The organism is Glutamicibacter soli, from assembly GCF_003309065.1.
GTDB lineage: Bacteria > Actinomycetota > Actinomycetes > Actinomycetales > Micrococcaceae > Glutamicibacter > Glutamicibacter soli.
Map to the genome: position 1 here is coordinate 259,849 of NZ_POAF01000001.1, position 24,077 is coordinate 283,925.

Below are 24,077 nucleotides of genomic sequence, written 5' to 3' on the forward strand. Positions count from 1 at the left end.
TTCCGAGTTCAGCGCGAACAAGCACGGAGAGAACCCATATGGCTCGCAGCAGCGATCATCACCGAGGAGCCGGCATGAGAACACCGAAACCCACCGGGCGCGTGGAGAAAAATGCGAACGGAATCGACCTTGTCCTGACACGAATGCTTCCTGTTGGACTTCAGGAGGCATGGACGGCACTCACCGAGCCCGAAAGCACAGCTCGATGGATCGGACGGTGGGAAGGAACCGGGGCCCAGGGGCAGACCATCAAGCTTCAGATGGGCTTCGAAGAAGGCAGTTCCTGGTCAGACGTCGTCATCGCCGAATGCCGGGCCCCGAATTTCCTGCGGGTCCAGACCATCGATGAATCCGGCTCATGGGATCTGTCCATCGAGTTGACCGCAGCAGCCCACGCGACCGAGCTGCGTTTTGTGCACCATGGACTCCTGCCAGGAGCAGTCGGGGACATTGGACCGGGCTGGGAGTACTACCTCGACCAGTTGCTCGCTTCAATCACGGGTGGGCCGCTTCCCGTCTGGGATGACTACTACCCCGCCCAACGGGATTACTTCCAAGGCCAGAAACGCTGAGTGATTCCATCGACGCCCTGGGCGCCGTAGTCGGCTTCGCATTTGCGGCTGTCGGGCTCAGGAACCTGAATCATGGGCGCGCCCGGTTTTGCGTTGAAAGCCCATCGGAGTAGTGTTTACCCAGTAGGGGGCTATAGCTCAGTTGGTAGAGTGCTTCGTTCGCAATGAAGAGGTCAGGGGTTCGAATCCCCTTAGCTCCACGGATTCCCAGCCGGGTTCATGAATCATGAGCCCGGCTGTTTTCGTATCATGCGCTTCCACAATCAGACGTCGGCAGGTTCGATAGAGAACCCAGCAAAGAGAGTGGGGTCTCGTCCCTTGGCAGGTAGTCTCCCCCGCAGGTCGCCGAAGCACCGCACGCCAAGCCGCGTGCCGGCCATCTTCCGTTTCATCCAAGATGGAGCGATCATTGAAGCTCCCAAGGATGCCGATATCGCGTCGGTGCTGGAATTCTCCCAGCCGGAGGCAAATCGGGTTGGCCTGGGAATCTACCCGGTCCCCGCTCGCAAAGACATCCACGAGTTGGCTCGGGCTTGGCAGCTGCACCCAGTTTTAGTTGACGACCTGCTCCATGCCGGGCAGCGCCCAAAGCTCGAACGCTACGGGGACGTGACTTTGCTGGTCGTCCGATCTGCGTTGTACCTTGACGAGGCCGAAGAAGTCGAGCTTTCGGAATTCCATGTGCTGCTTCGACCCGGCGCGCTGGCGATCCTGTGCCAGGATAACCGCTGGATTGATGGGACCCCGGGGCGCGACTGGGCCGAGGACATAGGCGGCAGCCAGGCGGTTCTGGACAAGCAGCTCCTGGCAAACCAGGCGTTGTTGAAGTTGGGGGCCGAAGCGATTCTCTACCGGCTGTTGGACGAAATTGTCGACGGTTACGTCCCTGCCCTGCAGGGACTCGGCATCGACAAGGAGCAAATCGAGCTGCAGGTATTCGGCGGCGATGCCACGGTCACCGAGCGCATCTACCGGCTCAGCCAGGAAGTCATCGACATGCAGCATGCGACCGCCTCTCTCAGCGAGGTCGTCCGTTCGCTGGCTTCCGGCTTCGAGAAGTACAACGTGCCCGGCGAACTGCAGACCTACCTCCAGGATGTCTCGGACCACCTGACCCGCGCCCACACCCAAACGCAGGAGTACCGGGACGCGCTGTCCCAGATCCTCAACGTGAACTCCACGCTGGTGGCCCAGCGCCAGAACGAGGACATGAAGAAGATCTCCGGTTGGGCGGCAATCTTGTTCGCTCCGACGCTCATTGCCGCCATCTACGGCATGAACTTCGACAACATGCCGGAGTTGCATTGGGCGCTGGGGTACCCCGTGGCGATCGGGGGCATGGTGCTGTTTGCCGCCGGGCTTTATGGTGTCTTCAAATGGAGAAAGTGGTTCTGATGGACAAGATCGATTTCAAGAAGACCGATTCCTATCATGCGCCCAAGACGTTCCAGTCCATCGATGTGCCGCAGATGCAGTATCTCATGATTGATGGACATGGTGACCCGAACACCTCACAGGCTTACCAGGACGCACTGAAGACCCTCTACCCGGTGGCCTACAAACTGAAGTTCGCCAGCAAGCTGGCGGGTCGGGACTATGTGATGCCGCCATTGGAAGGTCTCTGGTGGGCCGAGCAGATGGAATCGTTCACGGTGGCGCGGGACAAGTCCCAGTGGGACTGGACGATGATGCTGATGGTTCCCGAATGGCTTGGCCCGGATGACGTCGCGCAGGCGTTGGACACCGCACAGTCCTCGGGCGAACTTCCCGCCGGAGACAAGATCCGGCTTGGATGCCTTTCCGAAGGCAGTTGTGTCTAGGTGCTGCACATCGGCTCCTATGACGATGAAGCACCCGTATTGGCTCGAATGCATGAATTCATCAATGAGCAAGGCATGGACCTGAGCGGGAAGCATCACGAGATCTACCTCTCCGACCCTCGTCGAGTTCAACCAGAGAAGCTTCGTACCATACTTCGCCAGCCGGTGGTCCTGGCCTCGCGCAAATAACCCAAGGAAACTCAAGGAGCAAGTCATGAGCACTGTCCTGACGCCGCAGAGCACGGTGGCCGAGGTTCAAACGGCTCTCGCCGAGTTGGACGACCCGCGCATGCGTGCAGTCAATGAAAAGCATGGTGATGACCTCGGCGTGAATCTCACCAAGCTTCGCGGCCTGGCGAAAGCCCTGAAAAGCAATCAGGAATTGGCGGAGCAGCTCTGGGCAACCCGTGAGACGGCCACCCGACTGGTCGCCATCCTGATCTGCAAGCCGCGCGTATTCACCCTTGATGATTTGGAGCGATGGCTCCGTGAAGCCAGGACTCCGAAGGTCCAAGGCTGGTTCGTGAATTACGTGGTGAAGAAAAGCAAGCATCTGGAAGACCTCCGTAGGATGCTCGTTGAGGACGCGGACCCAATTGTTGCCAGTGCCGGCTGGGAATTGACCGCGCATCAGGTCGTCAAGTCACCGGAGAATCTGGAGCTTACGAATTTGCTGGACACTGTCGAAGCCGAAATGAAGACAGCACCCGAACGCTTGCAGTGGGCGATGAACAACACCTTGGCCCAAATCGGTATCGAACATGAGCCATTGCGGTCGCGCGCCCTGCAAATCGGCGAGGATCTGCAGGTCCTGGCCGATTATCCAACACCTCCGGGATGCACCTCGCCTTTCGCACCCATCTGGATCACTGAGATGGTCAGCCGCAAATCTGCCTCGTAGGACTAGTCTCCGAAACGGCGCTGCGCGCCCGGGAATTCACGACCGCAGCCCCCAGGCGCGGAAGGCTGAACGGGTTACCGACCGGCCGGTGGAATTCTACGCCAAGCGGCCACGATGGAGTGTGGTTGACGCAAGCCAGAAAATTGTCTGGGCGGCCACTACGGTCACGGCGCCCATCGCAACGGTTCCGATGGTCCAGGCGCCCCACACCGTACCGAGTCCTATCAATCCAACGGTCGCCGTTGCCACGACAACGGCGGCCAACAGAATGAGTCGCTTAGCGGTTTCCAAGTTCTCCGCACCATGCTTCCACCCTGCAAACAGCTCTGTGGCCTGTACCAGCGCAACACCGATGCCCGAACCAGTTGCGAACGCAATGACGCCAGGGTCCGGCGCGGCAGTTTGAATCGAGACAATCACTACTGCTGCAATAACCAAGATCGCAACAGCATCGATAACGGATGCGATTACCCGCCACCTCCCTGCTCCCTCGTTGAGTTGGCGCTTGCGCGGGATGTAATCCCACGCTCGAGCAATAAACCAACGGCTTGAGAGCAAGCCGATGGCCAGGGATCCAGCGGGTGCGACTAGGGCCGCAAACAGATCGTTCGTGGCGACCCATACGACTGCCCCAATGGCGACAAGCACCGGTACTGAATTCAATCGTGCAAACCACCATCCACGCAAGTAAAGTGCGCGTGCCTCCGCCACGTCGAGGGGATGCAAGAACTTTTTCTTCGAGAAATCTGGCAGATTTACAGCTTCGTTCATCTCATTCATTTCGAGCTCCACGGCGTGGTTTTTATGAAGTCGGTTCCTACACTGCCTTTGGCGAGTTCGTAGACTTTCTGCCTGGCCACACCCAGAGAGCTGGCCACGGTGACTGCGCTGTATTCCTCCAGCAACGCTTCAATGCTGGCTGCACGTATGCCCGCCGCGCGAGCGACTAGATGTGAAGCAAGTGCGCTAACTTCCGCAGCGATAAGAGCGACTACGCGGTCTCCCCCAAATTCAGCGGCCCACGAAACCCGTCCGGAAGCAGCGGCCGCGTAGAGTCGATCCCCGGCATCCTGGAGATGGGACTCAACACTTCCTGGGGTGACACCGGCCGCGCGAAATCGCTCAATTACAGCTTCCAGGACAGCAACTGGTTCGCGCTGGCGATGTGCGAGCACACGTAACCATTCCGGATCAGCACGAACATCGAAACTGTCCAGAGATATGTCACCCCCGGGATTACACTTCATGTATTGAATGATCAACTCCGTCAGCTGCGCTGTCAATAGGTGTTGGCCCACGGATCTTCCAGCAATGCCAAAGTCTCTCGTGGCAAACGGCTGGACAGGAAATGTTGTTGACATGATTCACGCAAGTCGGTGTCGAAGTCGATTTCAGAGAATATTATTGGGAGCCACTGCATCACGGAAACATTGCATCCGCATCCACACTTTCGAGCAGGGAGCGTCTCATGAAGTAGGACAGCGCCTACAACATCGTGCTGGACTACCACCGTGCGTGGACCAGCGGCAATGTGGATTTGGCGATGAGCTACGTCTCCGATGACATCACCTGCCGATCCCCCGGGGCGGATTTCCAGGGCAAAGACGCCTACAGGAGCTTTATCGCCGGTTTTGCTCCGACGCTCGTCGGCATTGGGGAGATCGCGGAGTTCGTCGACGGGGACCGCGTGGCGCTGTTCTATTACCCCCAGACTGCTGCGACTTCCACAGCACCCGCAGCAGAATTATTCACCATCACTGACGGCAAAATTGTAGAGAACATTCTGATCTTCGATCGGCTCTCCTACGGTCCTCCCAAGCGGATTTAGCCGAGGTAGACGAGATGACGCCCGAGCAGACTGTGATCGTCCAGCGCATCCATACCCTGCTGGCCGACGAACCGGAACTTCGCGAAGTATCGATGTTTGGAGGCAGGTCAATCATGGTGAATGGCAAGATGGTCGTGAGCGTTCGAAAAGGCGGGACCCTGCTTGTACGCGTCAATACCGATCAGCTCGAAGAGTATCTGGAACGGCCGGAGGCAACAAAAGCACTCATGGGATCTGGTCGCGAAATGGCGCCGGGGTGGATCGAAATCGCAGCGGACGCATTGAGCGAAGGTGGTCCACTGTCTTTCTGGGTCGGTGCCGCGATGGACTACAACCGATTCGTGGCGCGCGGAAAACCCTGAATCAGATCGATGTGACCCGCAACCGCGAGTTCCGGAACTGCCACAACCACATCGACAAGGACGGGAAAGTGACCCTGAGACACGACGGGAAACTGCGCCACCTGGGGGTCCGCAATATCCACGGACGCAAGAAAGTGGTGATGCTGATCGACACCGAAGAAGTCACCGTGCTGGACCCGCAGACCTCGGAAATCCTCAGCCGGCACCTGATCGACCCGGCCCGGAACTACTGGCCGGATAAGCAGAAATCCCCCGGCCGATGGCCGGGGGATTCTGATCAAATTTTGTCAAGGTTCTCTCGACTCTTCACATTTGTGGAGGTAAGGGGATTCGAACCCCTGACCTTCTGCATGCCATGCAGACGCGCTACCAACTGCGCCATACCCCCGTGAGGATCGCTACCTGATCAGGCAACTCATCTATCATAAATGAATGTCTGAACAGGATGCAAATCCATCTCGACTAGTTCTTTTTGCCGTCGGCAGCAGGCAGCTCGATCACCGGGCAATCGGACCACAAGCGCTCCAGCGCGTAGAAGACCCGGTCTTCCTGGTGCTGTACGTGAACTACCACGTCTCCGTAGTCGAGCAGCACCCAGCGGCCGAGGCCGAAGCCTTCACGGCGAACGGGGCGCAGGTCGAACTTCTCGATCACCTTGGCCTGGATCTCGTCCACAATGGCATTGACCTGAGGCTCGGAACCGCCGGAGACGATCAGGAAGGCATCGGTGATGCCCAAACGTTCGGCCACGTCGAGTGCGACCATATCCTCGGCAAGTTTTTCTGCGGCGGCCAGTGCCGCGGTATGCACGAGGGCAATTGAGTCTGCGTGTGCGCCCATGAAGTTGGGTGTCTCCTTTAGGAAGGGGTGGATCAAGGACTTAATTGTCCTATAAAAACTAGTTGGTCAACAACATGATCAGGCCGGCCACTAGGGCCGCGCCGCCAACGCCCAAGGCCACGATCATGGCGATAAGCATGTTATTGGCACGGCGTACACCGTGAGTCTGCACGTCAAGCGGCTGTAGACCTTGGGCATCAACTGCCTCGATACGAGGTAGTTCGACGACCTTGTTTTCGGACGCTGATGCCGGCGCGGGCTTGGCCGCGACAGGGGCCTTGGCAACCGGTGTCGGCTTCGCGGACGGACCCGGCTTTGGAGCCGGTTTCGCAGCAGGCTTTTGCTCTGGCTTTGCAGCTGGTTTGGCTGCCGCCGGTTTCGGTGCAGGTTTGGCAGGAGCTTTCGCTGCAGGCTTCGGCGCAGGCTTGGCGGCGGGCTTCACGGGAGGCTTGGAAGCGATCTTTCCCTGGGCATCCAACGACAGCGAGACGCTTTCGGTTTTCGGCCCGGAGATACCAGTTTTGGCGATCCGCTCTTCGACTTCGCGAATGTTGCCCATCGCGCCAGTGAATGGGTCGGAAGCAACTTCTTCCTTGCCCTGCTTGGAATTTTCCACGCGCAGGCGCTCACGCTCGGCAGCACGGCGCGAAATAATTGCGGCACGCGCAGCCATTTCGCGCTGATGGGCCAGAACTTCAAGATCGATTTCGGAGTCGTCTTCGCCCAGCAGGATTGGTTCGACCGGAGATTTCGGGTCGTGTGCACGTCGTGCGGCCAACGCGTCCTCGACGCTCATGACAGTTGTATCAGGCGCGCCCTCCGCTCCTGGCTGCTTTGCAGGCTTGGCAGCCTGGACAGGTTTGGCCGTAGCGGCTCCCTTGTTCTGGTCGGCCAATGCCTGCAAGCGCAGCTGCCGGCGGGTCAGCGGCTTCGGATCATCGGCAGGCTCCACGGTTGGGACATGGCTTGTCAGCGAGCCGACTTCTTCCTGAAGGCGGCGGCGCTCACGCAAGGCTTCGCGGTCACGGGCGCGACGCAATGAGGCGCGCTCCCCCAATGCTTCAGGCTTCTGCGCTGCGGGAGTAGATGCAGCTGCCTTGGAAGCGGCAGTCTCGCTCTCTTCGGGCTTGGACTGCGCCGGCTTGTCCGGTGCGCTCTTGACCGGTGCTGATTTGGCTTCAGCGGGCTTAGGTGCCGCAGGCTTGGAGGCTGCCGTCTTGGCCGGCTGGGGTTTGGGCGCAGATTTGGCGGCCGGGGTTTTCTCGGCGGGCTTCGCGGGAGCCTTCGGGGTACCGGAATTGGCTGCCGGTTTCTTGGCAGCAGTTGCCGGCTTGGCGGCAGGCTTGGATTCCGTTGCCTTGGCAGGCGCAGGCTTGGAATCAGCAGGCTTCGATGCAGGTGGTGCGGGTTTAGCCGGAGCAGAAGAGCTCTTGGAATCGGTCTTGGCGGATTCAGCCTTGGCCTTCTTGTCCGCCTGTTCCTTGGCGGCCTGTTCAGCCTTGCTATTGGCGAGCAGCGCCTCCATTTCGGCGCGTCGCTTTTCACGCAATGCCCGCCTACTGGAAACTGGCTGCGAGTTATCGCTCATCTGGTGCTACTCCCGACCGCATAGACAAATACCGTCACCTTAATCGATTATGCCGTGTATTACGGCTCAATGTGAGGTTACGACTCGGTATAGAGCCCATATTTTGCAATGTACTGCACCACACCATCGGGTACCAGGTACCAGACGGGCTTGTCCTCGGCGACGCGTTCGCGGCAGTCGGTGGAGGAAATCGCCAGTGCAGGAATCTCCAGCTGGGAGACGTTGTCCCGGCCCAAATCGGAAATCACGTACCCCGGACGGCTAACGCCTACGAAATGCGCGAGGTCCCAGACCTGGTCGATGTCCCGCCAGCTCATGATCTGGCTCATGGCGTCGGCACCGGTGATGAAGAACAGCTCGGCGTCGGGGCGCTGGGCGCGCAGGTCGAGCAGCGTATCACGGGTGTAGGTGGCGCCCTCGCGGTCGATATCCACGCGGCTGACGGTGAAGCGCGGGTTCGACGCCGTGGCGATAACGGTCATCAGGTACCGGTGCTCGGCATCGGTGACGCTGCGGTCGGCCTTCTGCCAAGGTTCGCCCGTGGGCACGAAAACCACTTCGTCCAGGTCGTATTCCGCGGCGACCTCGCTCGCGGCAACCAGGTGGCCGTTGTGAATGGGGTCAAAAGTACCGCCCATCACGCCGAGGCGCAATGGGCGGTTCTTGACTTGTTCGTCCGCCAAGATCAGTGGTGCTCAGCGTGGGTCTTGAACTGGCGGTGCTCGTCGAAATCGTCAGGCTTGATTTCGTGGCGCAGGCCTACGTTGGTGTAAGAAACGGTGACCAGCAGCAACAGCATAAATGCCAGGAAGATGCCGCCGCCAATGATCAGGGCCCAGGTATGCGAATCCAACCCAGTGGTGCTTGCGGCTGCGGAAGCCATAATCAGCGCGTTCAAGATATTTCTCCAGTTGTTTTCCTCGTTGCCTGCCGCGTCGGGGGCTAGCCCGGGCAGTGGCCCGAAAGGTCACGGTAGCGTTCTTCTACATGGTACCGAATTAGGCGGTCAGAAACTATTTACGGACATGTCCGTCGCCTTGGACGATCCACTTGGTCGTGGTCAGTTCGGCCAGTCCCATGGGTCCCCGGGCGTGCATCTTCTGGGTGGAGATGCCAACTTCGGCGCCCAGGCCAAGCTGGCCGCCATCGGTGAAGCGGGTCGATGCGTTGACGATGACCGCGGCGGAGTCGATTTCAGCGATGAAGCGCTCTGAATTGCGCAGCGAGGAGGTGATGATCGCCTCGGTGTGGCCGGTGGAGTAGGCGCGGATGTGCTCCAGCGCCTGGTCCATGTCGTCCACCACCTTCACCGCGATGTCAAGGTCGAGGTACTCGTTGGCCCAGTCGTCCTCCCCCGCCTGCACCGTGGCAATCTCCGGCACCAGCTGGGCGGCGCGTTCCTCGGCGTGCAGGGTGACCCCGGCGGCCGACAAGGCCTGCAGCACGCCGGCGGCGGCCGCGGCATTCTGGTGGATCAACAGGGTTTCCACGGTATTGCAGACGCTCGGACGCTGGGTCTTGGCATTGAGCAGGATGTCGGTGGCCATTTCCAGGTCGGCGCTCTCATCCAGGTAGATGTGCACGTTGCCCTCGCCTGTTTCGATGACCGGCACCTTGGCGGTGGTGACCACCCGCTGGATCAGCTCGCGCCCGCCGCGCGGGATGAGCACGTCGATCTTGCCGCGGGCCCCCATCATGGCGTCGGCGCCTTCGCGGCCGTATTCGTCCACGGAGATGACCAGGTCGCGGGGCAGCGACACGGATTCCAGGGCGTCGCGGATGAAGCCGACCAGCGCCAGGTTGGAGTTCAGGGCCGCCGAGCCGCCGCGCAGCAAGACCGCGTTGCCGCTCTTCAGCGACAAACCGGCGATGTCCACGGTGACGTTGGGACGGGCTTCGTAGATGGTGCCGATGACTCCCATGGGCACGTTGACCTGGCGCATGCGCAGGCCGTTGGGCAGGGTTTCGCCGCGCACGACGCGGCCCACCGGATCGGGCAGGCCGGCCAGTTCGTGCAGGGCGGAGATCAGCGAATCGATGCGCGGAGCATCCAGCTTCAGGCGGTCCAGCATCGCCGCCGAGGTCCCGTTGGCCTTGCCGGCCTGAAGGTCCTTGGCATTCGCGGCGATGATCCCTGCGCGGTTGGCGTCGATGGACGCCGCAATGGCGCGCAGGGCCTTGTCCTTCCAGTCGCGGTTGGCGCGGGCCAGCACGCGCGAGGCGCGGCGGGCCCGGTCGGCCAGCTTGTGGACGGCTGCATCGGTCTCGGAAACGGTGAGGGTCATGCACCCATTGTAGGTTCCGGAACCTAGATCAGCGCCAAGTCATCGACATGTACTACCGGTTTTTCGTAACCTTCGCCGAGGTCGGCCAGCAGCGTGGAGGTGGAGCGGCCGAACATTGCCGGCAGTTCCAGCGCGGCGTAGTTCACCAGGCCGCGGGCCACCACGGTTCCTGAGGCGTCGCAGATCTCCACCGCGTCCCCGGCTTCGAAGTCCCCGGTAGCCGAGGTGATGCCTGCGGCGAGCAGCGACTTCTCGCCGCTGCGGATGGCGCGCACCGCGCCGGCGTCCAGCATCAGCCGGCCGTGGGCCACCGCGAGGTGGGCCAGCCAGACGTCGCGGGCCGAGCGGCGGGTGTTGCGCGCGGCGAACCAGGTTCCCACGTCCTCGCCGGCCAGCGCGCGGGCGGCGTTGGCGGTGGAGGTGACCAGGGCCGGGATACCGGCCGAAGCGCTGAGCGTGGCGGCCTGCACCTTGGTGATCATGCCTCCGGTGCCCACCGAGGAACCCGAGGTGCCCAGGTCGATGGCGCTGATCTCGTCCGGGTGGCCGACCAGCGGAATGCGGCTGCCGCCCTGGGCGGGATGCGCATCGTAGACGGAGTCCACGTCGGAGAACAGCAGCAGCGCATCGGCCTTGACCAGGTGGGCCACCAGCGAGGCCAGGCGGTCGTTGTCGCCGAAGCGGATCTCGTGGGTGGCGACCGTGTCGTTCTCGTTGACGATCGGCAGCACCCCGAGGTTCAGCAGTCGCACCAGCGCGCGCAGCGCATTGGTGTAGGTGGTGCGGCGCATCAGGTCATCGGCCGTGAGCAGCACCTGGGCGACGGTGATCCCCTGCTGCGCGAACTGCGCGGTGTACTGCGCCAGCAGCAGGCCCTGCCCCACCGAGGCGGCCGCCTGCTGGGTGGCCAGGTCCTTGGGGCGCTTGGCCAGCGCCAGCGGAGCCAGGCCGGCGGCGATGGCGCCCGAGGACACCAGCACCACCTCGGTGCCCGCGGCCACCGTGCGCGAGAGCGTATCCACCAGGAAGTCGAGCCGCTCCTGGGAGATGCCGCCTTCCACGGTGGTCAGCGAGCTGGAGCCCACCTTGACGACCAGGCGCTTGGCCTGGGGCAGCTGGGCGCGGGAGGACACCGCGGAGAGGGTCTTGGTGGTGTTCACTGGTCTTCCTGGGCGCGCTGCTTGGCCTTGCGCTCAGCGGCCTTCGCATGCACGGACTCGGTCCAGATGCCTGCGCGGCGCTCTGCCTCCAGCTCGTCGCGGGCAGCGGCCTTGGCCGCCTTGCGGTCCTCGTGCTCGGCGCGCTTCTCCTCGCGGGTCTTGCGGGCGCCGCGGTCCTCCAGGCGCACGTCCTCGCCGCGGCGGCTGCCCAGCAGCTCCGCGCCGGCGGCCATGGTCGGCTCCCAGTCGAAGACCACGGAGTTCTCCTCCACGCCGATGACCACCGCGTCGCCCGGCTTGGCGCCGGCCTTGAACAGCTGGGTCTCCACGCCGAGCTTGGCCAAGCGGTCGGCCAGGTAGCCGACGGCCTCGTCGTTGCGGAAGTCGGTCTGCATGATCCAGCGCTCCGGCTTCTCGCCGATGACGCGCCACAATGGTTCGAGGTTCTGCTCTTCGCGGCGGATGTAGAATTCCCGCTTGTTGACAGAGCGCGGGCGGATCACCGGCACCTCGACCACAGGGGTTTCCACGACACGCGAGGCGCGGGCCTCCTCCACCAGCTTGGCCATCGCGAAGGACAAATCGCGCAGGCCGTCGCGGGCCAGCGCGGAGATCTCGAAGACCTGGTAGCCGCGGCTCTCCAGCTCCGGGCGCACGAAGTCGGCCATGTCCTTGCCGTCCGGCATGTCGACCTTGTTCAGCGCCACCAGCTTGGGGCGCTCGACCAGCGGGACGATGGTGCCGTCGGTGCCGGCGAAGGTAGAGTCGGCCTCGTAGCTGGCCAGCTCGGCTTCGATGGTCTCCAGATCGGTGATCGGGTCGCGGTCGGATTCCAGCGAGGCGCAGTCCAGCACGTGCACGATGGCTGCGCAACGCTCGACGTGGCGCAGGAACTCGTGGCCCAGGCCCTTGCCCTCGGAGGCGCCAGGGATCAGGCCCGGCACGTCGGCCACGGTGAAGCGGACCTCGCCGGCCTGCACGACGCCCAGGTTCGGCACCAGAGTGGTGAACGGGTAGTCGGCGATCTTAGGGCGCGCGGCGGAAACCGCGGCGATCAGCGAGGACTTGCCGGCCGAAGGATAGCCCACCAGCGCGATGTCGGCCACGGACTTGAGCTCCATGACGACGTCCTGCTCCTGACCGGGAATACCCAGCAGCGCGAAGCCCGGGGCCTTGCGCTTGTCGGAGGCGATGGCGGCGTTGCCCAGCCCGCCCTGGCCGCCGGCGGCGGCGAGGAATTCATCGCCCACGTTAACCAGGTCGGCGAGGATGTCGCCGTCGCGGGTCTTGATGACGGTGCCTGCAGGCACACCCAGGATCAGGTCCTGGCCCTGCTTGCCCGGGCGCAGGCCGCCCTTGCCCGGCTCGCCGTTGCCGGCCTTGCGGTGCGGCAGGTGGTGGAAGTCAAGCAGCGTGGTGACCTGCGGGTCGACACGCAGGATGATGTCGCCGCCGTTGCCGCCGTTGCCGCCGTCGGGGCCGCCCAGCGGCTTGAACTTCTCACGCTTGATGGACACACAACCGTGACCACCGTTGCCTGCGGTGGCATGAAGGGTAACGCGATCAACGAATGCAGCCACGGGGCCATCTACTCCTAGAAAAGGGGTGCGAACTTCTGCTCGCTTAAAAGTCTATCTACGCACGCAAGGGGCGGACCGGAATCGGCCCACCCCTTGTGTACTAAAAATGCTGTTGCGTGCCTGAGTTAGGCAGCAGCCACAATGTTCACCACGCGGCGACCACGACGGGTGCCGAACTCGACTGCACCGGCAGCCAAAGCGAACAGGGTGTCGTCCTTGCCGCGGCCTACGCCGGCGCCTGGGTGGAAGTGGGTGCCACGCTGGCGAACGATGATTTCGCCTGCCTTGACTTCCTGACCACCGAAGCGCTTTACGCCCAGGTACTGTGCGTTGGAATCGCGACCGTTGCGAGTGGAACTCGCACCTTTCTTATGTGCCATGATTTAGCCTCTTTCGCTACAAAAAATGGATAGTACGAGCGCCTAATTAGGCGATCGAGGTGACCTTGACCTTGGTCAGAGCAGCGCGGAAACCCTGGCGCTTCTTGTAACCGGTCTTGTTCTTGTACTTCTGGATAACGATCTTCTGACCGCGGAGGTTTTCAACGACCTCGGCGGTGACCTTGACCTTAGCCAGGTCGGCAGCGGCGGAAGTTACCTTCTCGCCGTCCACCAGCAGCAAGGCAGGAAGCTCAATGGAGCTACCTGGGGCAGCCTGAAGACGGTCAACGGTGATCAGGTCTCCAACGGAAACCTTTTCCTGGTGGCCGCCTGCGCGGACAATTGCGTACACCACGTGGGTACTCACTTCTACTCGACGTTTATTGTCTTACCGGCGCAGAGATCAACCCGCAAACCTTGTTCAGGTCCGTTACGCAGGGATCTCATGCGCTTGTGCCTTGACGCCGAGCGGACCAAAAGTCCGTGATCTTGGCGTTTAGCACCGATCAACTAGATTACGCTAGTCCACGCCACTGGGGCAAATACAAACTGCCCCAGTGGGTGAACCGTGACCAAGTTCATCTATTTCAGTTCGCGAACCGGAACTCCGACACCGAACATGACCGGAGCACCGGCCGGTTCGGCAGGTTTTTCAGCCCGTGAACTGGCGGTATCCATCTGGACTACCGAACCGGTAGCAGCGGATACCTCGACCACTTCCACCGCCGCGTTCGCATCGCCCTGGACCGAGGTGGCCCGACGGCTGCGTCGCTTTGGTTTGGTGGAACTCTGTGGGGCCGCCGAAGCGGCGGCGGCAGGCGCAGCAGGTGCTGCGGTCTGCTCGGCAACGGGGGCCTGGGAAGCCGGCAGGGCCAGGCCGGTCAGGACCGGCTGCTCCCCTGAGGAGGCCTCCTGCGGACGCGAGGCGCGGCGCGAACGGCTGCGGGCAGGCTTCGAGGAAACCTGTTCCGCTGCGTTCTCCGGCTCGGCGGCAGCCTGCTGCTCTTCGGCCTGGGGCTCGGCCCCCTGCTGCTCGTCCTGGCCGCGGTTGCGGCCGCGGGAACGGGAGCGGCGCCGTGGCTTGCGCCCGGAGTCGGACTGCTCGCCCTGTCCTTCGCCTTCCGGCAGCGCTGCTTCCAGCGATTCCAGGGTGAGGGACGAGTCGGCGGAGCCGGTCTCGACGTGCTTCGGCATCGGAACCTCGTCGTCGCCGATCTTCACGGCGTGCTCGGCCGGGTGATCCAGGTGCGAGGCCGCGGCGATGTTGGCCAGGGCATGGCGCGTGGCTTCGGTCTTCTCCTCGACGACCTCGGTGTGCTCCTGCTCTACCGGCTTGCTCTCGTCCTTGTCCCCGCCGCGGCGGCGGCGGTTGCGCGAAGGCTTCTCGGCGTACTTCTTCGAATGGCTCTCGCCATGCGAGTTGAAGGACTTGCGGGATTCGACAGGCTCCTCGTGGGTGATGACACCCGCGCCGGCGCAGTGCTCGCACTCCTCGCCGAAGACTTCCAGCAGGCCGGTGCCCATGCGCTTGCGCGTCATCTGCACCAGGCCCAGGCTGGTCACCTCGGCCACCTGGTGCTTGGTGCGGTCGCGGCCCAGGCACTCGACCAGTCGGCGCAGCACCAGGTCGCGGTTCGATTCAAGGACCATGTCGATGAAGTCAATGACGATGATGCCGCCGATGTCGCGCAGGCGCAGCTGGCGCACGACTTCCTCGGCCGCTTCCAGGTTGTTCTTGGTGACGGTCTCTTCGAGGTTGCCGCCCGAACCGGTGAACTTGCCGGTGTTCACGTCGATCACCGTCATGGCTTCGGTGCGGTCGATCACCAGCGAACCGCCCGAAGGCAGGAAGACCTTGCGGTCCAGCGCCTTGGCGATCTGCTCGTCCACGCGGTAGTTGGCGAAGATGTCCTCGTCCTGCTCCCACTTCTCCAGGCGGCCCATCAGATCCGGCGCCACGTACATGACGTAGGCCTCGATGGTGTCCCAGGCCTGCTCGCCGGAGACGATCAGCTTGGTGAAGTCCTCGTTGAAGACGTCGCGGACGACCTTGATGGTCAGATCAGGCTCGGAGTACAGCAGCTCAGGGGCCAGGGTCTTGGTCGAGGTCGACTGCTCCTCGATGCCTTCCCACTGGGCACGCAGGCGGTTGATGTCATTGGTCAGCTCCTCTTCCGAGGCGCCTTCCGCTGCGGTGCGCACGATCACGCCGGCGTTCTCCGGCAGGTGGTCTTTCAGGATCTTCTTCAGGCGCTGGCGCTCGACGTCGGGCAGCTTGCGGGAGATGCCGGTCATGGAGCCGCCCGGCACGTACACCAGGTAGCGGCCCGGCAGGGAGACCTGGCTGGTCAGGCGGGCGCCCTTGTGGCCCACCGGGTCCTTGGTGACCTGCACCAGGACCGAGTCGCCGGCCTTCAGGGCGTTCTCGATGCGGCGCGGCTGGCCTTCGAGGCCTGCCACGTCCCAGTTGACCTCGCCGGCGTACAGCACGGCGTTGCGCCCGCGTCCGATGTCCACGAAGGCGGCCTCCATGGACGGCAGCACGTTCTGCACCTTGCCCAGGTAGACGTTGCCGATCAGCGAATCCTGCTGGGTCTTGGACACGAAGTGCTCGGCGAGCACGCCATCTTCCAGCACGCCGATCTGGATGCGGTCCTCGCGCTGGCGCACAATCATCTTGCGCTCAACCGACTCGCGGCGCGCCAGGAACTCGGCCTCGGTGATCACTTGGCGGCGGCGGCCGGTCTCGCGGGATTCGCGGCGGCGCTGGCGCTTGGCTTCCAGGCGGGTGGAACCGCGCACCGAGGCGACCTTGTTGTTCACGCTGGCGTGGCTTTCGATGCCGGCGCGCGGGGCGCGGACACGGGTGACGGTGTTCGGCGGATCGTCCTGCGAGCCGCCTTCGAGTTCCAGGTCCACGTCTCCGCGGCGGCGGCGACGACGGCGGCGCGAGGTGACGTCTTCGCCGTCGGACTGCTCCTCGGCTTCAGGGCGCGGCGTGGTGCGGGTCTTCTTCGCGACGGCCTGGGCCAGCACCGAGTGGGCCGATTCAGGGATCGCGAACGGGTTCATGATCATGGTGTTGCCGTGCTCGGCCAGCAACGCGCCGGTGCGGTCTTCGGGCTCGGCGTGCGCCTCGGCCTCGATGGCTGCTTGGGCGATGGCCTCGACGGTTTCCAGCGAAGCCGCCGGTGCGGCCGCCTCGACAGTTTCGGCGGCCGAATCCTGCGCCTGCTCGGAAACGGCGGCCTCGGCTGCCTGCTGCTTGGCGGCCTGCTCGTTCACTGCCTCGTCGGCGGCTGCGCTGCGCGCGCTCTGGGCGCGGCGGTCGGCCTGGCGGCTGGCGCGCTTGCTGGAGTCAGGGGTGGACACCTGGGTGCGGCGGGTGGCCCGCCAGCGGTACTGGGTATCCTCGACGCCGGCAGCGGCGTTCAGCTCTGCCAAGGTCATGGCACGGCGCAAAGGACGGGCCGGAGTGGTGGACACCTGGGTGCGGCGGGCGCGCGTCGAACGATTGCCTCGCTTGTTTCCCTGCGCCCCACCCTTTCGCTGATTTGATGCGCTCATTTAATTTCGCGTACTCCTACTAATGTCCAACGTCGGCATCCTCCACAGACGGCGCCTTGGCTGAATCTACAATCATGACGTGCGGCTCGGCCTTCTTCTATGAGTCGGCCGAACGCAAAAGCTCTATATATTCCGCAGCCATCCACGCCGCGGGTCCGGTTTACCGATCCCAACGCAGCAACTGCGGCTCAACGCGGCCCTTTCAAACCAGCTGCTTTCCTTTGCAGCCCTTCGATCCGCGGTATTCCCTCGGGAGGCGCACATATTGGGCACTCAACCGAAGCGATGCATCGCCTGACGATCTGTCGTTTCGAAAGTCTCTCGTTGGGTTGAAAGCAGACTGTGGATCCGCGAACAACCATTCCCATTCTCTCATATTTCGTTCACATCGCGTTCACGGGCACATATCCGTTGCACAGAAAATCTTTCTAGGATAAGAACGCACACGGCGGAGACATCCGCTTTCCTAGGAACATATGGAATAGTCAAAGCATGGTTTCATCACTTGAAAATCAACAGGCCCCGGGCGTGTTGCCCTGGTGGGCGAGGGATCGCGGGTTCGGCCTGTTCACCATCATCACCGGCTTCATCGCTTGGGTCGCGGCCGGAATCCTGGTTCTGGAGCGGATCGAACTTTACAAGAATCCCGACTACGTCACCAGCTGCGACGTCAATCCATGGATTTCCTGCGGCACGGTCATGAAGACCGAGCAGGCCGGCATCTTCGGGTTCCCCAACCCGTTCTTCGGCATCGTCTGCTTCGCCGTCGTGGTGACCATCGGCTTCACGCTGCTGGCAGGGGCCACCAAGCTGCAGCGCTGGTTCTGGATCTGCTTCCAGCTAGGCATCACCGCGGCGTTGGGCCTGGTCATCTGGTTCTGGTACCAGGCACTGTACGAAATCAACGCCCTGTGCCTCTACTGCATGGTCGTGTGGACCATGGTCATCCCGCTCTTTGTCTTCACCACCGGACGCAACGTGCTCAATGGCGTGATCCCCGCCGGCGAAGGAGTCAAGAAGCTGTTCCGCGAATGGAGCTGGATCATCACCGCCATCCTGTGGCTGCTGGTCGCCGCGACCGTCATCCTGCGTTTCCCGAACGCCTTCTTCGGATAAGCATGGGCAGTGTTTCCGCACGCCGACTGACCTTGGGGATCATCGCCATCGCGATGGTCCCCGTTGGTTTAGGCGCAAGATACCTGGCCGACGGGCTGGCCGCAGACCTCTCCGGCGGGGTGCTGTACGCAGCATTGTTCTACGTGTTGCTCGCCTTCATCTTCGTCAGGCGTTCCCCGTGGCTACCAGCCTCCCTGGCTTTCCTGTGGTGCTTCGGGATCGAATTCCTGCAGCTCACCGGCCTGCCAGCGCTGATGGCTTCCATGCTCCCGGCAGCCCATCTGGTGTTCGGCTCCGGATTCGCTGCGCTGGATCTCGCGGCCTATGCGCTGGGGATCCTGCTGTCCGCAGCGCTGGATTTCTGGCTGGGCAAACACTCGAAGTTCGTGCCCAAGCCCCGGTGTGCGACTTCGGCGTGTCCGCCGCATCCTACTGAAGCAATTCTTTAGCTTAACTCCTAGCCAAACCACCTTTTCCGTTGCGTATACGTTGATCCAGCCGCAGCTCGTTTCCAGGAACGTGAAATACGCAACAGGGTAGATTGGATGCATGGCCAGTGACATATGGAACACAGAGAACGCCCAGGACTACGGAATCAATCTGCTGATTTCGGAACACATCCGACTGCGCGAACTGCAGGACGATGACCTGCCAATCCTGACCCAGTGGTGGAACAGCCCGGAGTTCATGGCGCTGCAGGGCTCCCTGGTGCTCCCGCATCCGGGAACCGAAGCCGCCGAGCTCTTCAAGGGCCGCAGCCTGAACCGGGGCACCACCGACGGGGTGGGCTTGTGCATCACGCTGCCCGACGACACCCTGATCGGCCATACGGCGCTGTACAACTACAACGCCCCGGCCCGCTCGGCCGAGCTGATGATCATGATCGGCGGCTCCAACGTGGGCCAGGGCTACGGCACCATGGCAACCAAGATGATTATCGATTTCGGCTTCCGCGAAATGGGGCTTAACCGCATCGGACTGAGCGTCTGGGCCTACAATGAGCGTGCGCTGCGCACCTTCAACCGGGCAGGATTCCGCGAAGAAGGACGCGAACGCCAGGCTGGCTTCCATGATGGCCAGTTCCACGATCGGATCATCATGGGACTGCTGGCCAGCGAATACTTCGGACCGCGTTCCTAGCCCCGATCATCCACCCAGAGCACGAGCAAGTCATCACTGAGCTGGCAAAAGATCATCCTCACGGTGTTGATCAACCAGCTATTCATTTCGCTAGCCTATTGTTGGAGCTATCACACACGGCATAGAGGAGCGAGTATGAGTTTGTTTCGCAGGGCGAAACCCTCGACGAAGGAGAGGGCGCCAAAGGTGAAGGCCGACGCGGCGTTGGGCTTGAGCGCCGAGCAGCCGCCGGAATTCACCGTCAGCGGGCTGTGGACCGACCTGCTTGGACGCATGGGAATCCGCAGCGCGCAGATCCTGGTTGTCGGCGCGTTGGCCGGGTTCATCATCGTCGGCATGCTCAGGCTCACCACGATCGTCATCCCGACATTGCTGGCAATCATCATCGCCTGCGCGTTGTGGCCACTGGTTGTCAAGCTGCGCAAGGTCTTCAACGCCTTGCTTTCGGCGTGGATCGTTTTCCTCGGTTCCCTGCTCGTGCTCGGCGGCATCGGCACCGGGTTGGTGTTCTCCGTAACCAACGAATGGTCGACGCTCGTCGACAAGGCGGTCCAGGGCTTCAACCAGCTCAACGAGATTGTCCAGAAAATGCTGGTCGACATTCCGTTCACCATCGACCAGGAGCAGATCGACAAGGCAGTCCAAACCGTCACTGGATTCCTGACCAGTTCCCAGTTCGGCACCGGGGCGCTGAATACGATCAGCGCCGCCGGCAGCTTCATCACCGGGCTGATCCTGCTGCTGGTCATCCTGTTCTTCTTCTTGAAGGACGGCGACCGCATTTGGGCCTTCGCGGTCTCCTGGACCCCGAAGCACTACCGCAACAAGTGGATCCTGTCCGGCGACCGCGCGCTGCACACCTTCGGCGGCTACATCCGCGGCACCTCGATCGTGGCGGCAGTCGACTCGATCGGCATCACCGCCACCTTGCTGGTCCTGCAGGTTCCGCTGGCCATCCCGCTGGGTGTCATCGTCTTCCTGGGTTCCTTCGTGCCGATGGTCGGCGCGACGGTAGCAGGCGTGCTGGCCACCCTTGTCGCCCTCGTCACCAACGGGCCGGTGGTTGCCCTGATCGTGCTGGCCGCGGTCATCATCGTGAACCAGCTGGAAGGCAACTTCCTGCAGCCGGTCGTCATGGCCAACGCCCTGAGCCTGCATGCGCTGGTCGTCTTGATGGCGCTGACCGCCGGCACCGTGCTGGCCGGCATCATCGGAGCGGTACTCGCCGTGCCCCTGACGGCCGCTGCATGGGCCGTGATCAAGGTCTGGACAGGACGCGAGAAGAAGGATCCAGCGGTCGAGGCGAAACAGGACATCCTCGCGGAGGTCGCGCTCGATGAGGAGGAATCCGCACTCGAACGCCTCGACGCCAAGGAGAAGGCCGCCAAGGAGCGGGCGCCTCAGGACAAGGCGGAAGCAGCCAAGCCTGCTCATCCGGCCTCCGACGAGGTGAAGGACGCCGCCGAGTAGTTCAATACCGCGCACTGCCCGCTATGTACGTCCAAGGGGTCCAGCTTCCATCATCCGGAAGCTGGACCCCTTGTTTTCTCCCGCCTGCGCCATAGCCTGCTACTCACCCGTGAAAGGGAAACCGAACACCGCATGGAACCGCTCAGAGAACACCTGTTGCCCAATGGCGGCCGCCTCGCAGTGCGCAGCTTCACCCTGCAGGACATCGATGCCGTGCATGCCTATGCCCGGATCCGCTGGTCTGCCGGTACGTCGACTGGGGTCCGAACTCCCGACCCGACACCGAGGCGTTCATCAACGAGGCCATGGCCTCCGCCGCCGGCGCGTTGAACCTTGCGGTGACGCTGGACAACGAGGCCATCGGCGCTGGCGCGGTATCGACCGCGAGCGGGCAGCATGCATGCGGAGAACTGGGCTACGCCATGAACAGCACGTGCTGGGGCCGGGGGTACGCAACTGTCGTGGCGGGATTCCTGCTCGACCTTGGTTTCAGCGACCTAGGACTGCAGCGCATCGAGGCCACCTGCGCGCCGGAGAACACCGCCTCGCGCAGGGTGCTTGAAAAATCCGGGTTCAGCTACGAGGGGCTTTTGCGAGCCCACAAGCGCACGGCAACCGGTCGCCGCGACTCGCTGCTCTTCGCCAGGCTCGCCACGGACTAGTCCCATCGGTTCGCGCTGCGTCAGGGGCAGCGTCCTGCGGATCTTGGAAACCTTGCCACCGTGGCGGAATCGATACCGCCAGCGGCAATCCACGGATTCATCAATTCGTGTCACAAAATAATGCTGAAGATTGTATTGCCCGATGTTTGTGTGTTTAAGGTGACTCATGTGAATTACCTGGAGTGGTGCAGAGAACATACTCCCCCGGACGGCCACTTGGCCGTTTAGTACCGTGGCCTCCATCCACGGTGCAGGCATCGCCCCATCCTCGACGCTTTGAGCACATGACACCAGGAGGAATCTGCATGCTGAATTTCAGCTATGAAGAAGCCCTACAGAATTTTCCGCACCTGCTGGACAACGTGGTGACCGGCCATGAGGTCATCACCGTCCAAGGTGCTAACCATGAATCGGTGGTCCTGATCTCCAAGGACGACTTCGATTCGATCAGCACCGGCGGCCTCCCGGCCCCCACGCTGGCAGCCCCTCCTCCCGGAACCAACAACAACCTCGATGGCTGGTTGTAGGCATCCCCATTAAACAAGCAATCCCAGGGACCCCGATGGGTCCCTGGGATTGCGTGTTTCATCGGCTAGTTGCCGAACCAGATGCCGATCTCGCGTGCTGCAGACTCTTCCGAGTCCGAGCCGTGAACCAGATTCTGCTGGACCTTCAGGCCCCAGTCGCGGCCCAGGTCGCCGCGGATGGTGCCCGGAGCGGCGGTGGTCGGGTCGGTGGTGCCGGCCAGCGAACGGAAGCCGGTGATCACGTTGTGGCCCTCGGCCACAATCGCGACAACCGGGCCGGAGAGCATGAACTCTACCAGCGGCTCGTAGAACGGCTTGCCTTCGTGCTCGGCGTAGTGCTGGGCCAGCACTTCGCGGGTCGCGGTGACCTGCTTCAGCTCGGCGATGGTGTAGCCCTTGGCTTCGATGCGGGCGATGATCTGGCCGGTCAAGCCGCGCTTGACGCCATCCGGCTTGACCAGGATCAGGGTACGTTCAGTCATGTGACTACCTCTTCGTATCGGTGGTTGAAACTTCGTGGTCGAACGGGCCTAGGCCTGTTCGGGGTGGGCCTTGTCCCAGGCTTCCTGGGCGGCGGCGCGCTGGGTGTTCTCGCGGTCCATGCTTTCGCCCTTGGACAGCGCGTACCACCAGCACAGGGTGAACGCGCTGGCCAGGTAGAACATGTCCACCAGGATGAAACCGCTGAGGAAGAACACCACCTGCAGGGCCCAGCCGATGATGAAACCGATCTTCTTGGTCAGCAGCGCGCAGGTCACGATGCACAGCACCGCGACCGCGGCGCCCAGGCTGAGGATCACCGCCGGCTCGCCGCGCTTGAGCCCGAAGGCCGCCAGCGTGACGAATACCGCCAGCAGGGCCTCGCAGACCAGCACGGTGGAGGCGAACATCGTTTTAACCGAGCGCTGCTTTTTCTGCATGCCCGGGCGCCACTCGCGCTGGGCGCGGGTCAGCTTGGCCATGACTAGGCTCCTCCCTTGAGCAGGGTCGTAATCTCGCCCACCAGTGTAATCGAGCCGGTCACCAGCACGCCGCCGGACAGGTCGTTGCCTGCCTCGGCGCGGCCGACGGACCACTCGATGGCGTCTTCCAGGTCTTCGGTGACGTGGATGTCTTCTTCAGGCCAGCCGGCGGCCAGCGCCATGTTTGCCAGTTCCCCGGCCGGGATGGCCCGCGGCGAGGAGGACTGGGTGATGCACAGGTCCTCCACCAGGTCGCCGTACTCCTCGCGCATGGTGTAGAGCATGGCTTCGGCGTCCTTCTCCTGCAGGATGCCCACCATGAGCACCAGCCGGGAGAAGCCGAAGGATTCGCGGATCGCCTCGGCCGAGACGCGGATGCCGTCCGGGTTGTGCCCGGCATCCACTAGGATGCTCGGCGCGGTGCGCACCAGTTCCAGGCGTCCGGGGCTGGAGGTCTCGGCGAAGCCCTCGCGGACCAGGTCCGCATACAGCTCGCGCTCTCCCCCGCCCAGGAACGCTTCCACGGCGGCCAGCGCCACCGCGGCGTTCTGCGCCTGGTGGGCGCCGAACAGCGGCAGGAAGATCTCGTCGTAGGTCGCGGCCTGGCCCTGGATGCTCAGCAGCTGGCCGCCCACGGCGACCTGGCGGTCCAGCAGCTTGAAGTCCAGGGACTCGAAGGCCGTGGGGACCTCCAGCTCGCGGGCGAGGGCCAGCAGCACGTCGGCGGCGTCCACCGGCTGCACCGAGGAGACGAGGTAGCCGCCGGGCTTCAGGATGCCCACCTTCTCCTGGGCGATCAGCTCGGTGGTGTCGCCCAGCAGGTCGGTGTGGTCCAGCGAGATCGGGGTGATCACCGAGACGTTGCCGTCGGCCACGTTGGTGGCGTCGGTGATGCCGCCCAGGCCCACCTCCAGGACCACCACGTCCACCGGCACCTCCGCGAAGATCGCGAAGGCCAGGATGGTGACTGCCTCGAAGTAGGTCAGGCGGGTTTCCCCGCGCTCGTCCAGCTCGGCGTCGACGATCTCCAGGAACGGGCTGATCTCGTCCCAGACGCGCACGAAGGTTTCCTCCGATACCGGTTCGCCGTCCACGCTGATGCGCTCGGTCACGGAGACCAGATGCGGCGAGGAGTAGCGGCCGGTGCGCAGGTCGTGCGCGCGCAGCAGGGACTCGATCATGCGAGCGGTCGAGGTCTTGCCGTTGGTGCCGGTGATGTGGATGACCGGGCAGGCCTTCTGCGGCTCGCCCAGGATCTCCATGGCGCGGAACATCGGGTCCATGCGCGGTTCCATCTTGTTTTCCGGCGCACGGTCC

At 62.9% G+C, this 24,077-nt stretch carries 25 protein-coding genes, 2 tRNA genes and 2 pseudogenes; 13 read left to right on the forward strand and 16 right to left on the reverse strand.

Annotation, left to right across the window (positions count from 1 at the left end):
* Positions 1–38 precede the first annotated feature (38 nt).
* From C1H84_RS01230 to C1H84_RS01250, 5 genes and pseudogenes are all read left to right on the forward strand, one after another.
* Positions 39–572: an SRPBCC domain-containing protein gene (locus C1H84_RS01230; RefSeq protein ID WP_220124866.1), complete on the forward strand. Its 534-nt coding sequence runs from the start codon at positions 39–41 to the stop codon at positions 570–572.
* 127 nt (positions 573–699) lie between these two features.
* Positions 700–772 (forward strand) — tRNA-Ala (locus C1H84_RS01235).
* Positions 773–941: 169 nt separating this feature from the next.
* Complete coding sequence (locus C1H84_RS01240; protein WP_244910776.1) at positions 942–1,967, forward strand: magnesium and cobalt transport protein CorA; 1,026 nt, start codon at positions 942–944, stop codon at positions 1,965–1,967.
* Positions 1,967–2,581: pseudogene (locus C1H84_RS01245) on the forward strand (GyrI-like domain-containing protein). Before C1H84_RS01240 ends, C1H84_RS01245 begins: the two are co-directional and overlap by 1 nt.
* Before the next feature lie 25 nt (positions 2,582–2,606).
* Positions 2,607–3,293 (forward strand): DNA alkylation repair protein, encoded by a 687-nt coding sequence (locus C1H84_RS01250; RefSeq protein WP_047119266.1) that lies wholly within the window; start codon positions 2,607–2,609, stop codon positions 3,291–3,293.
* Between the two features lie 96 nt (positions 3,294–3,389).
* Here C1H84_RS01250 and C1H84_RS01255 read toward each other — a convergent pair whose 3' ends face one another.
* Complete coding sequence (locus tag C1H84_RS01255; RefSeq protein WP_146955805.1) at positions 3,390–4,073, reverse strand: hypothetical protein; 684 nt, start codon at positions 4,071–4,073, stop codon at positions 3,390–3,392.
* Entirely contained in the window at positions 4,070–4,654 is a 585-nt protein-coding gene (locus C1H84_RS17900; RefSeq protein WP_146955808.1) for a hypothetical protein, read from the reverse strand. The genes C1H84_RS01255 and C1H84_RS17900 overlap by 4 nt, the downstream gene beginning before the upstream one ends.
* A gap of 134 nt (positions 4,655–4,788) precedes the next feature.
* Between C1H84_RS17900 and C1H84_RS01260 the strand changes: the two genes are divergently transcribed.
* Complete coding sequence (locus C1H84_RS01260; protein ID WP_280524245.1) at positions 4,789–5,121, forward strand: nuclear transport factor 2 family protein; 333 nt, start codon at positions 4,789–4,791, stop codon at positions 5,119–5,121.
* A gap of 14 nt (positions 5,122–5,135) precedes the next feature.
* Complete coding sequence (locus tag C1H84_RS01265; RefSeq protein WP_113606341.1) at positions 5,136–5,483, forward strand: TfoX/Sxy family protein; 348 nt, start codon at positions 5,136–5,138, stop codon at positions 5,481–5,483.
* A gap of 315 nt (positions 5,484–5,798) precedes the next feature.
* Here C1H84_RS01265 and C1H84_RS01270 read toward each other — a convergent pair.
* From C1H84_RS01270 to C1H84_RS01325, 11 genes are all read right to left on the reverse strand, one after another.
* Positions 5,799–5,871: transfer RNA gene (locus tag C1H84_RS01270), tRNA-Ala, on the reverse strand.
* Between the two features lie 74 nt (positions 5,872–5,945).
* Positions 5,946–6,323 (reverse strand): ribosome silencing factor, encoded by a 378-nt coding sequence (gene rsfS, locus C1H84_RS01275; RefSeq protein WP_047119269.1) that lies wholly within the window; start codon positions 6,321–6,323, stop codon positions 5,946–5,948.
* Between the two features lie 58 nt (positions 6,324–6,381).
* Complete coding sequence (locus tag C1H84_RS18595) at positions 6,382–7,872, reverse strand: hypothetical protein (RefSeq protein WP_181728005.1); 1,491 nt, start codon at positions 7,870–7,872, stop codon at positions 6,382–6,384.
* 116 nt (positions 7,873–7,988) lie between these two features.
* Positions 7,989–8,594 (reverse strand): nicotinate-nucleotide adenylyltransferase, encoded by a 606-nt coding sequence (gene nadD / locus C1H84_RS01290; protein WP_082123911.1) that lies wholly within the window; start codon positions 8,592–8,594, stop codon positions 7,989–7,991.
* A gap of 2 nt (positions 8,595–8,596) precedes the next feature.
* Positions 8,597–8,809 (reverse strand): hypothetical protein, encoded by a 213-nt coding sequence (locus tag C1H84_RS01295; RefSeq protein ID WP_047119270.1) that lies wholly within the window; start codon positions 8,807–8,809, stop codon positions 8,597–8,599.
* 115 nt (positions 8,810–8,924) lie between these two features.
* Positions 8,925–10,196 carry a glutamate-5-semialdehyde dehydrogenase gene (locus C1H84_RS01300; RefSeq protein ID WP_047119271.1) on the reverse strand — a complete coding sequence of 424 codons (1,272 nt, stop codon included), beginning with the start codon at positions 10,194–10,196 and terminating at the stop codon, positions 8,925–8,927.
* Between the two features lie 23 nt (positions 10,197–10,219).
* Positions 10,220–11,356, reverse strand: a complete 1,137-nt coding sequence (gene proB / locus C1H84_RS01305) for a glutamate 5-kinase (protein ID WP_113606343.1) — start codon at positions 11,354–11,356, stop codon at positions 10,220–10,222.
* Positions 11,353–12,936, reverse strand: a complete 1,584-nt coding sequence (obgE, locus tag C1H84_RS01310; RefSeq protein WP_113606344.1) for a GTPase ObgE — start codon at positions 12,934–12,936, stop codon at positions 11,353–11,355. The genes proB and obgE overlap by 4 nt, the downstream gene beginning before the upstream one ends.
* A gap of 125 nt (positions 12,937–13,061) precedes the next feature.
* The gene (gene rpmA, locus C1H84_RS01315) at positions 13,062–13,316 is read right to left on the reverse strand and encodes a 50S ribosomal protein L27 (protein ID WP_022875303.1); all 255 of its coding nucleotides are present in this window, start codon (positions 13,314–13,316) and stop codon (positions 13,062–13,064) included.
* Positions 13,317–13,362: 46 nt separating this feature from the next.
* Positions 13,363–13,671: a 50S ribosomal protein L21 gene (rplU, locus tag C1H84_RS01320; RefSeq protein WP_047119274.1), complete on the reverse strand. Its 309-nt coding sequence runs from the start codon at positions 13,669–13,671 to the stop codon at positions 13,363–13,365.
* Positions 13,672–13,898: 227 nt separating this feature from the next.
* Positions 13,899–16,883, reverse strand: coding sequence for an Rne/Rng family ribonuclease (locus C1H84_RS01325; RefSeq protein ID WP_244910778.1), 2,985 nt, complete (start codon positions 16,881–16,883; stop codon positions 13,899–13,901).
* Positions 16,884–17,375: 492 nt separating this feature from the next.
* On the opposite strand from C1H84_RS01325, the gene C1H84_RS01330 reads away from it, so the two are divergent.
* The 6 genes and pseudogenes from C1H84_RS01330 to C1H84_RS01355 all read left to right on the forward strand — a co-directional run bounded on the left by C1H84_RS01330 (position 17,376) and on the right by C1H84_RS01355 (position 21,798).
* Positions 17,376–17,999, forward strand: coding sequence for a vitamin K epoxide reductase family protein (locus C1H84_RS01330; protein ID WP_053798246.1), 624 nt, complete (start codon positions 17,376–17,378; stop codon positions 17,997–17,999).
* A 2-nt stretch (positions 18,000–18,001) separates the two neighbouring features.
* Positions 18,002–18,448: a ribosomal maturation YjgA family protein gene (locus C1H84_RS01335; RefSeq protein WP_181728006.1), complete on the forward strand. Its 447-nt coding sequence runs from the start codon at positions 18,002–18,004 to the stop codon at positions 18,446–18,448.
* Between the two features lie 100 nt (positions 18,449–18,548).
* Positions 18,549–19,139 carry a GNAT family N-acetyltransferase gene (locus C1H84_RS01340; protein ID WP_047119278.1) on the forward strand — a complete coding sequence of 197 codons (591 nt, stop codon included), beginning with the start codon at positions 18,549–18,551 and terminating at the stop codon, positions 19,137–19,139.
* A 186-nt stretch (positions 19,140–19,325) separates the two neighbouring features.
* Positions 19,326–20,609: an AI-2E family transporter gene (locus tag C1H84_RS01345; protein WP_244910779.1), complete on the forward strand. Its 1,284-nt coding sequence runs from the start codon at positions 19,326–19,328 to the stop codon at positions 20,607–20,609.
* A gap of 233 nt (positions 20,610–20,842) precedes the next feature.
* Positions 20,843–21,271, forward strand: a pseudogene (locus C1H84_RS01350) (GNAT family N-acetyltransferase); the annotation flags it as partial.
* Positions 21,272–21,576: 305 nt separating this feature from the next.
* Positions 21,577–21,798 carry a type II toxin-antitoxin system Phd/YefM family antitoxin gene (locus C1H84_RS01355; RefSeq protein ID WP_181728007.1) on the forward strand — a complete coding sequence of 74 codons (222 nt, stop codon included), beginning with the start codon at positions 21,577–21,579 and terminating at the stop codon, positions 21,796–21,798.
* Between the two features lie 65 nt (positions 21,799–21,863).
* Here C1H84_RS01355 and ndk read toward each other — a convergent pair whose 3' ends face one another.
* From ndk to C1H84_RS01370, 3 genes are read right to left on the reverse strand one after another with little or no spacing between them, the layout of a single operon-like run.
* Positions 21,864–22,280, reverse strand: coding sequence for a nucleoside-diphosphate kinase (gene ndk / locus C1H84_RS01360; RefSeq protein WP_047119281.1), 417 nt, complete (start codon positions 22,278–22,280; stop codon positions 21,864–21,866).
* Between the two features lie 48 nt (positions 22,281–22,328).
* Positions 22,329–22,760, reverse strand: coding sequence for a DUF4233 domain-containing protein (locus C1H84_RS01365; protein ID WP_113606350.1), 432 nt, complete (start codon positions 22,758–22,760; stop codon positions 22,329–22,331).
* Between the two features lie 2 nt (positions 22,761–22,762).
* Entirely contained in the window at positions 22,763–24,055 is a 1,293-nt protein-coding gene (locus C1H84_RS01370) for a bifunctional folylpolyglutamate synthase/dihydrofolate synthase (RefSeq protein WP_113606548.1), read from the reverse strand.
* Between the last annotated feature and the right edge of the window lie 22 nt (positions 24,056–24,077).

Bases quoted from the DNA above. Each gene is read 5' to 3' on its own strand.
- C1H84_RS01230 (WP_220124866.1), top strand. From the start codon at position 39: ATGGCTCGCAGCAGCGATCATCACCGAGGAGCCGGCATGAGAACACCG.
- C1H84_RS01250 (WP_047119266.1), top strand. From the start codon at position 2,607: ATGAGCACTGTCCTGACGCCGCAGAGCACGGTGGCCGAGGTTCAAACG.
- C1H84_RS01255 (WP_146955805.1), bottom strand. From the start codon at position 4,073: ATGAATGAGATGAACGAAGCTGTAAATCTGCCAGATTTCTCGAAGAAA.
- C1H84_RS17900 (WP_146955808.1), bottom strand. From the start codon at position 4,654: ATGTCAACAACATTTCCTGTCCAGCCGTTTGCCACGAGAGACTTTGGC.
- C1H84_RS01265 (WP_113606341.1), top strand. From the start codon at position 5,136: ATGACGCCCGAGCAGACTGTGATCGTCCAGCGCATCCATACCCTGCTG.
- rsfS (WP_047119269.1), bottom strand. From the start codon at position 6,323: ATGGGCGCACACGCAGACTCAATTGCCCTCGTGCATACCGCGGCACTG.
- C1H84_RS01300 (WP_047119271.1), bottom strand. From the start codon at position 10,196: ATGACCCTCACCGTTTCCGAGACCGATGCAGCCGTCCACAAGCTGGCC.
- rpmA (WP_022875303.1), bottom strand. From the start codon at position 13,316: ATGGCACATAAGAAAGGTGCGAGTTCCACTCGCAACGGTCGCGATTCC.
- C1H84_RS01325 (WP_244910778.1), bottom strand. From the start codon at position 16,883: ATGAGCGCATCAAATCAGCGAAAGGGTGGGGCGCAGGGAAACAAGCGA.
- C1H84_RS01330 (WP_053798246.1), top strand. From the start codon at position 17,376: ATGGTTTCATCACTTGAAAATCAACAGGCCCCGGGCGTGTTGCCCTGG.
- C1H84_RS01335 (WP_181728006.1), top strand. From the start codon at position 18,002: ATGGGCAGTGTTTCCGCACGCCGACTGACCTTGGGGATCATCGCCATC.
- C1H84_RS01340 (WP_047119278.1), top strand. From the start codon at position 18,549: ATGGCCAGTGACATATGGAACACAGAGAACGCCCAGGACTACGGAATC.
- C1H84_RS01355 (WP_181728007.1), top strand. From the start codon at position 21,577: ATGCTGAATTTCAGCTATGAAGAAGCCCTACAGAATTTTCCGCACCTG.
- ndk (WP_047119281.1), bottom strand. From the start codon at position 22,280: ATGACTGAACGTACCCTGATCCTGGTCAAGCCGGATGGCGTCAAGCGC.
- C1H84_RS01365 (WP_113606350.1), bottom strand. From the start codon at position 22,760: ATGGCCAAGCTGACCCGCGCCCAGCGCGAGTGGCGCCCGGGCATGCAG.
- C1H84_RS01370 (WP_113606548.1), bottom strand. From the start codon at position 24,055: ATGGAACCGCGCATGGACCCGATGTTCCGCGCCATGGAGATCCTGGGC.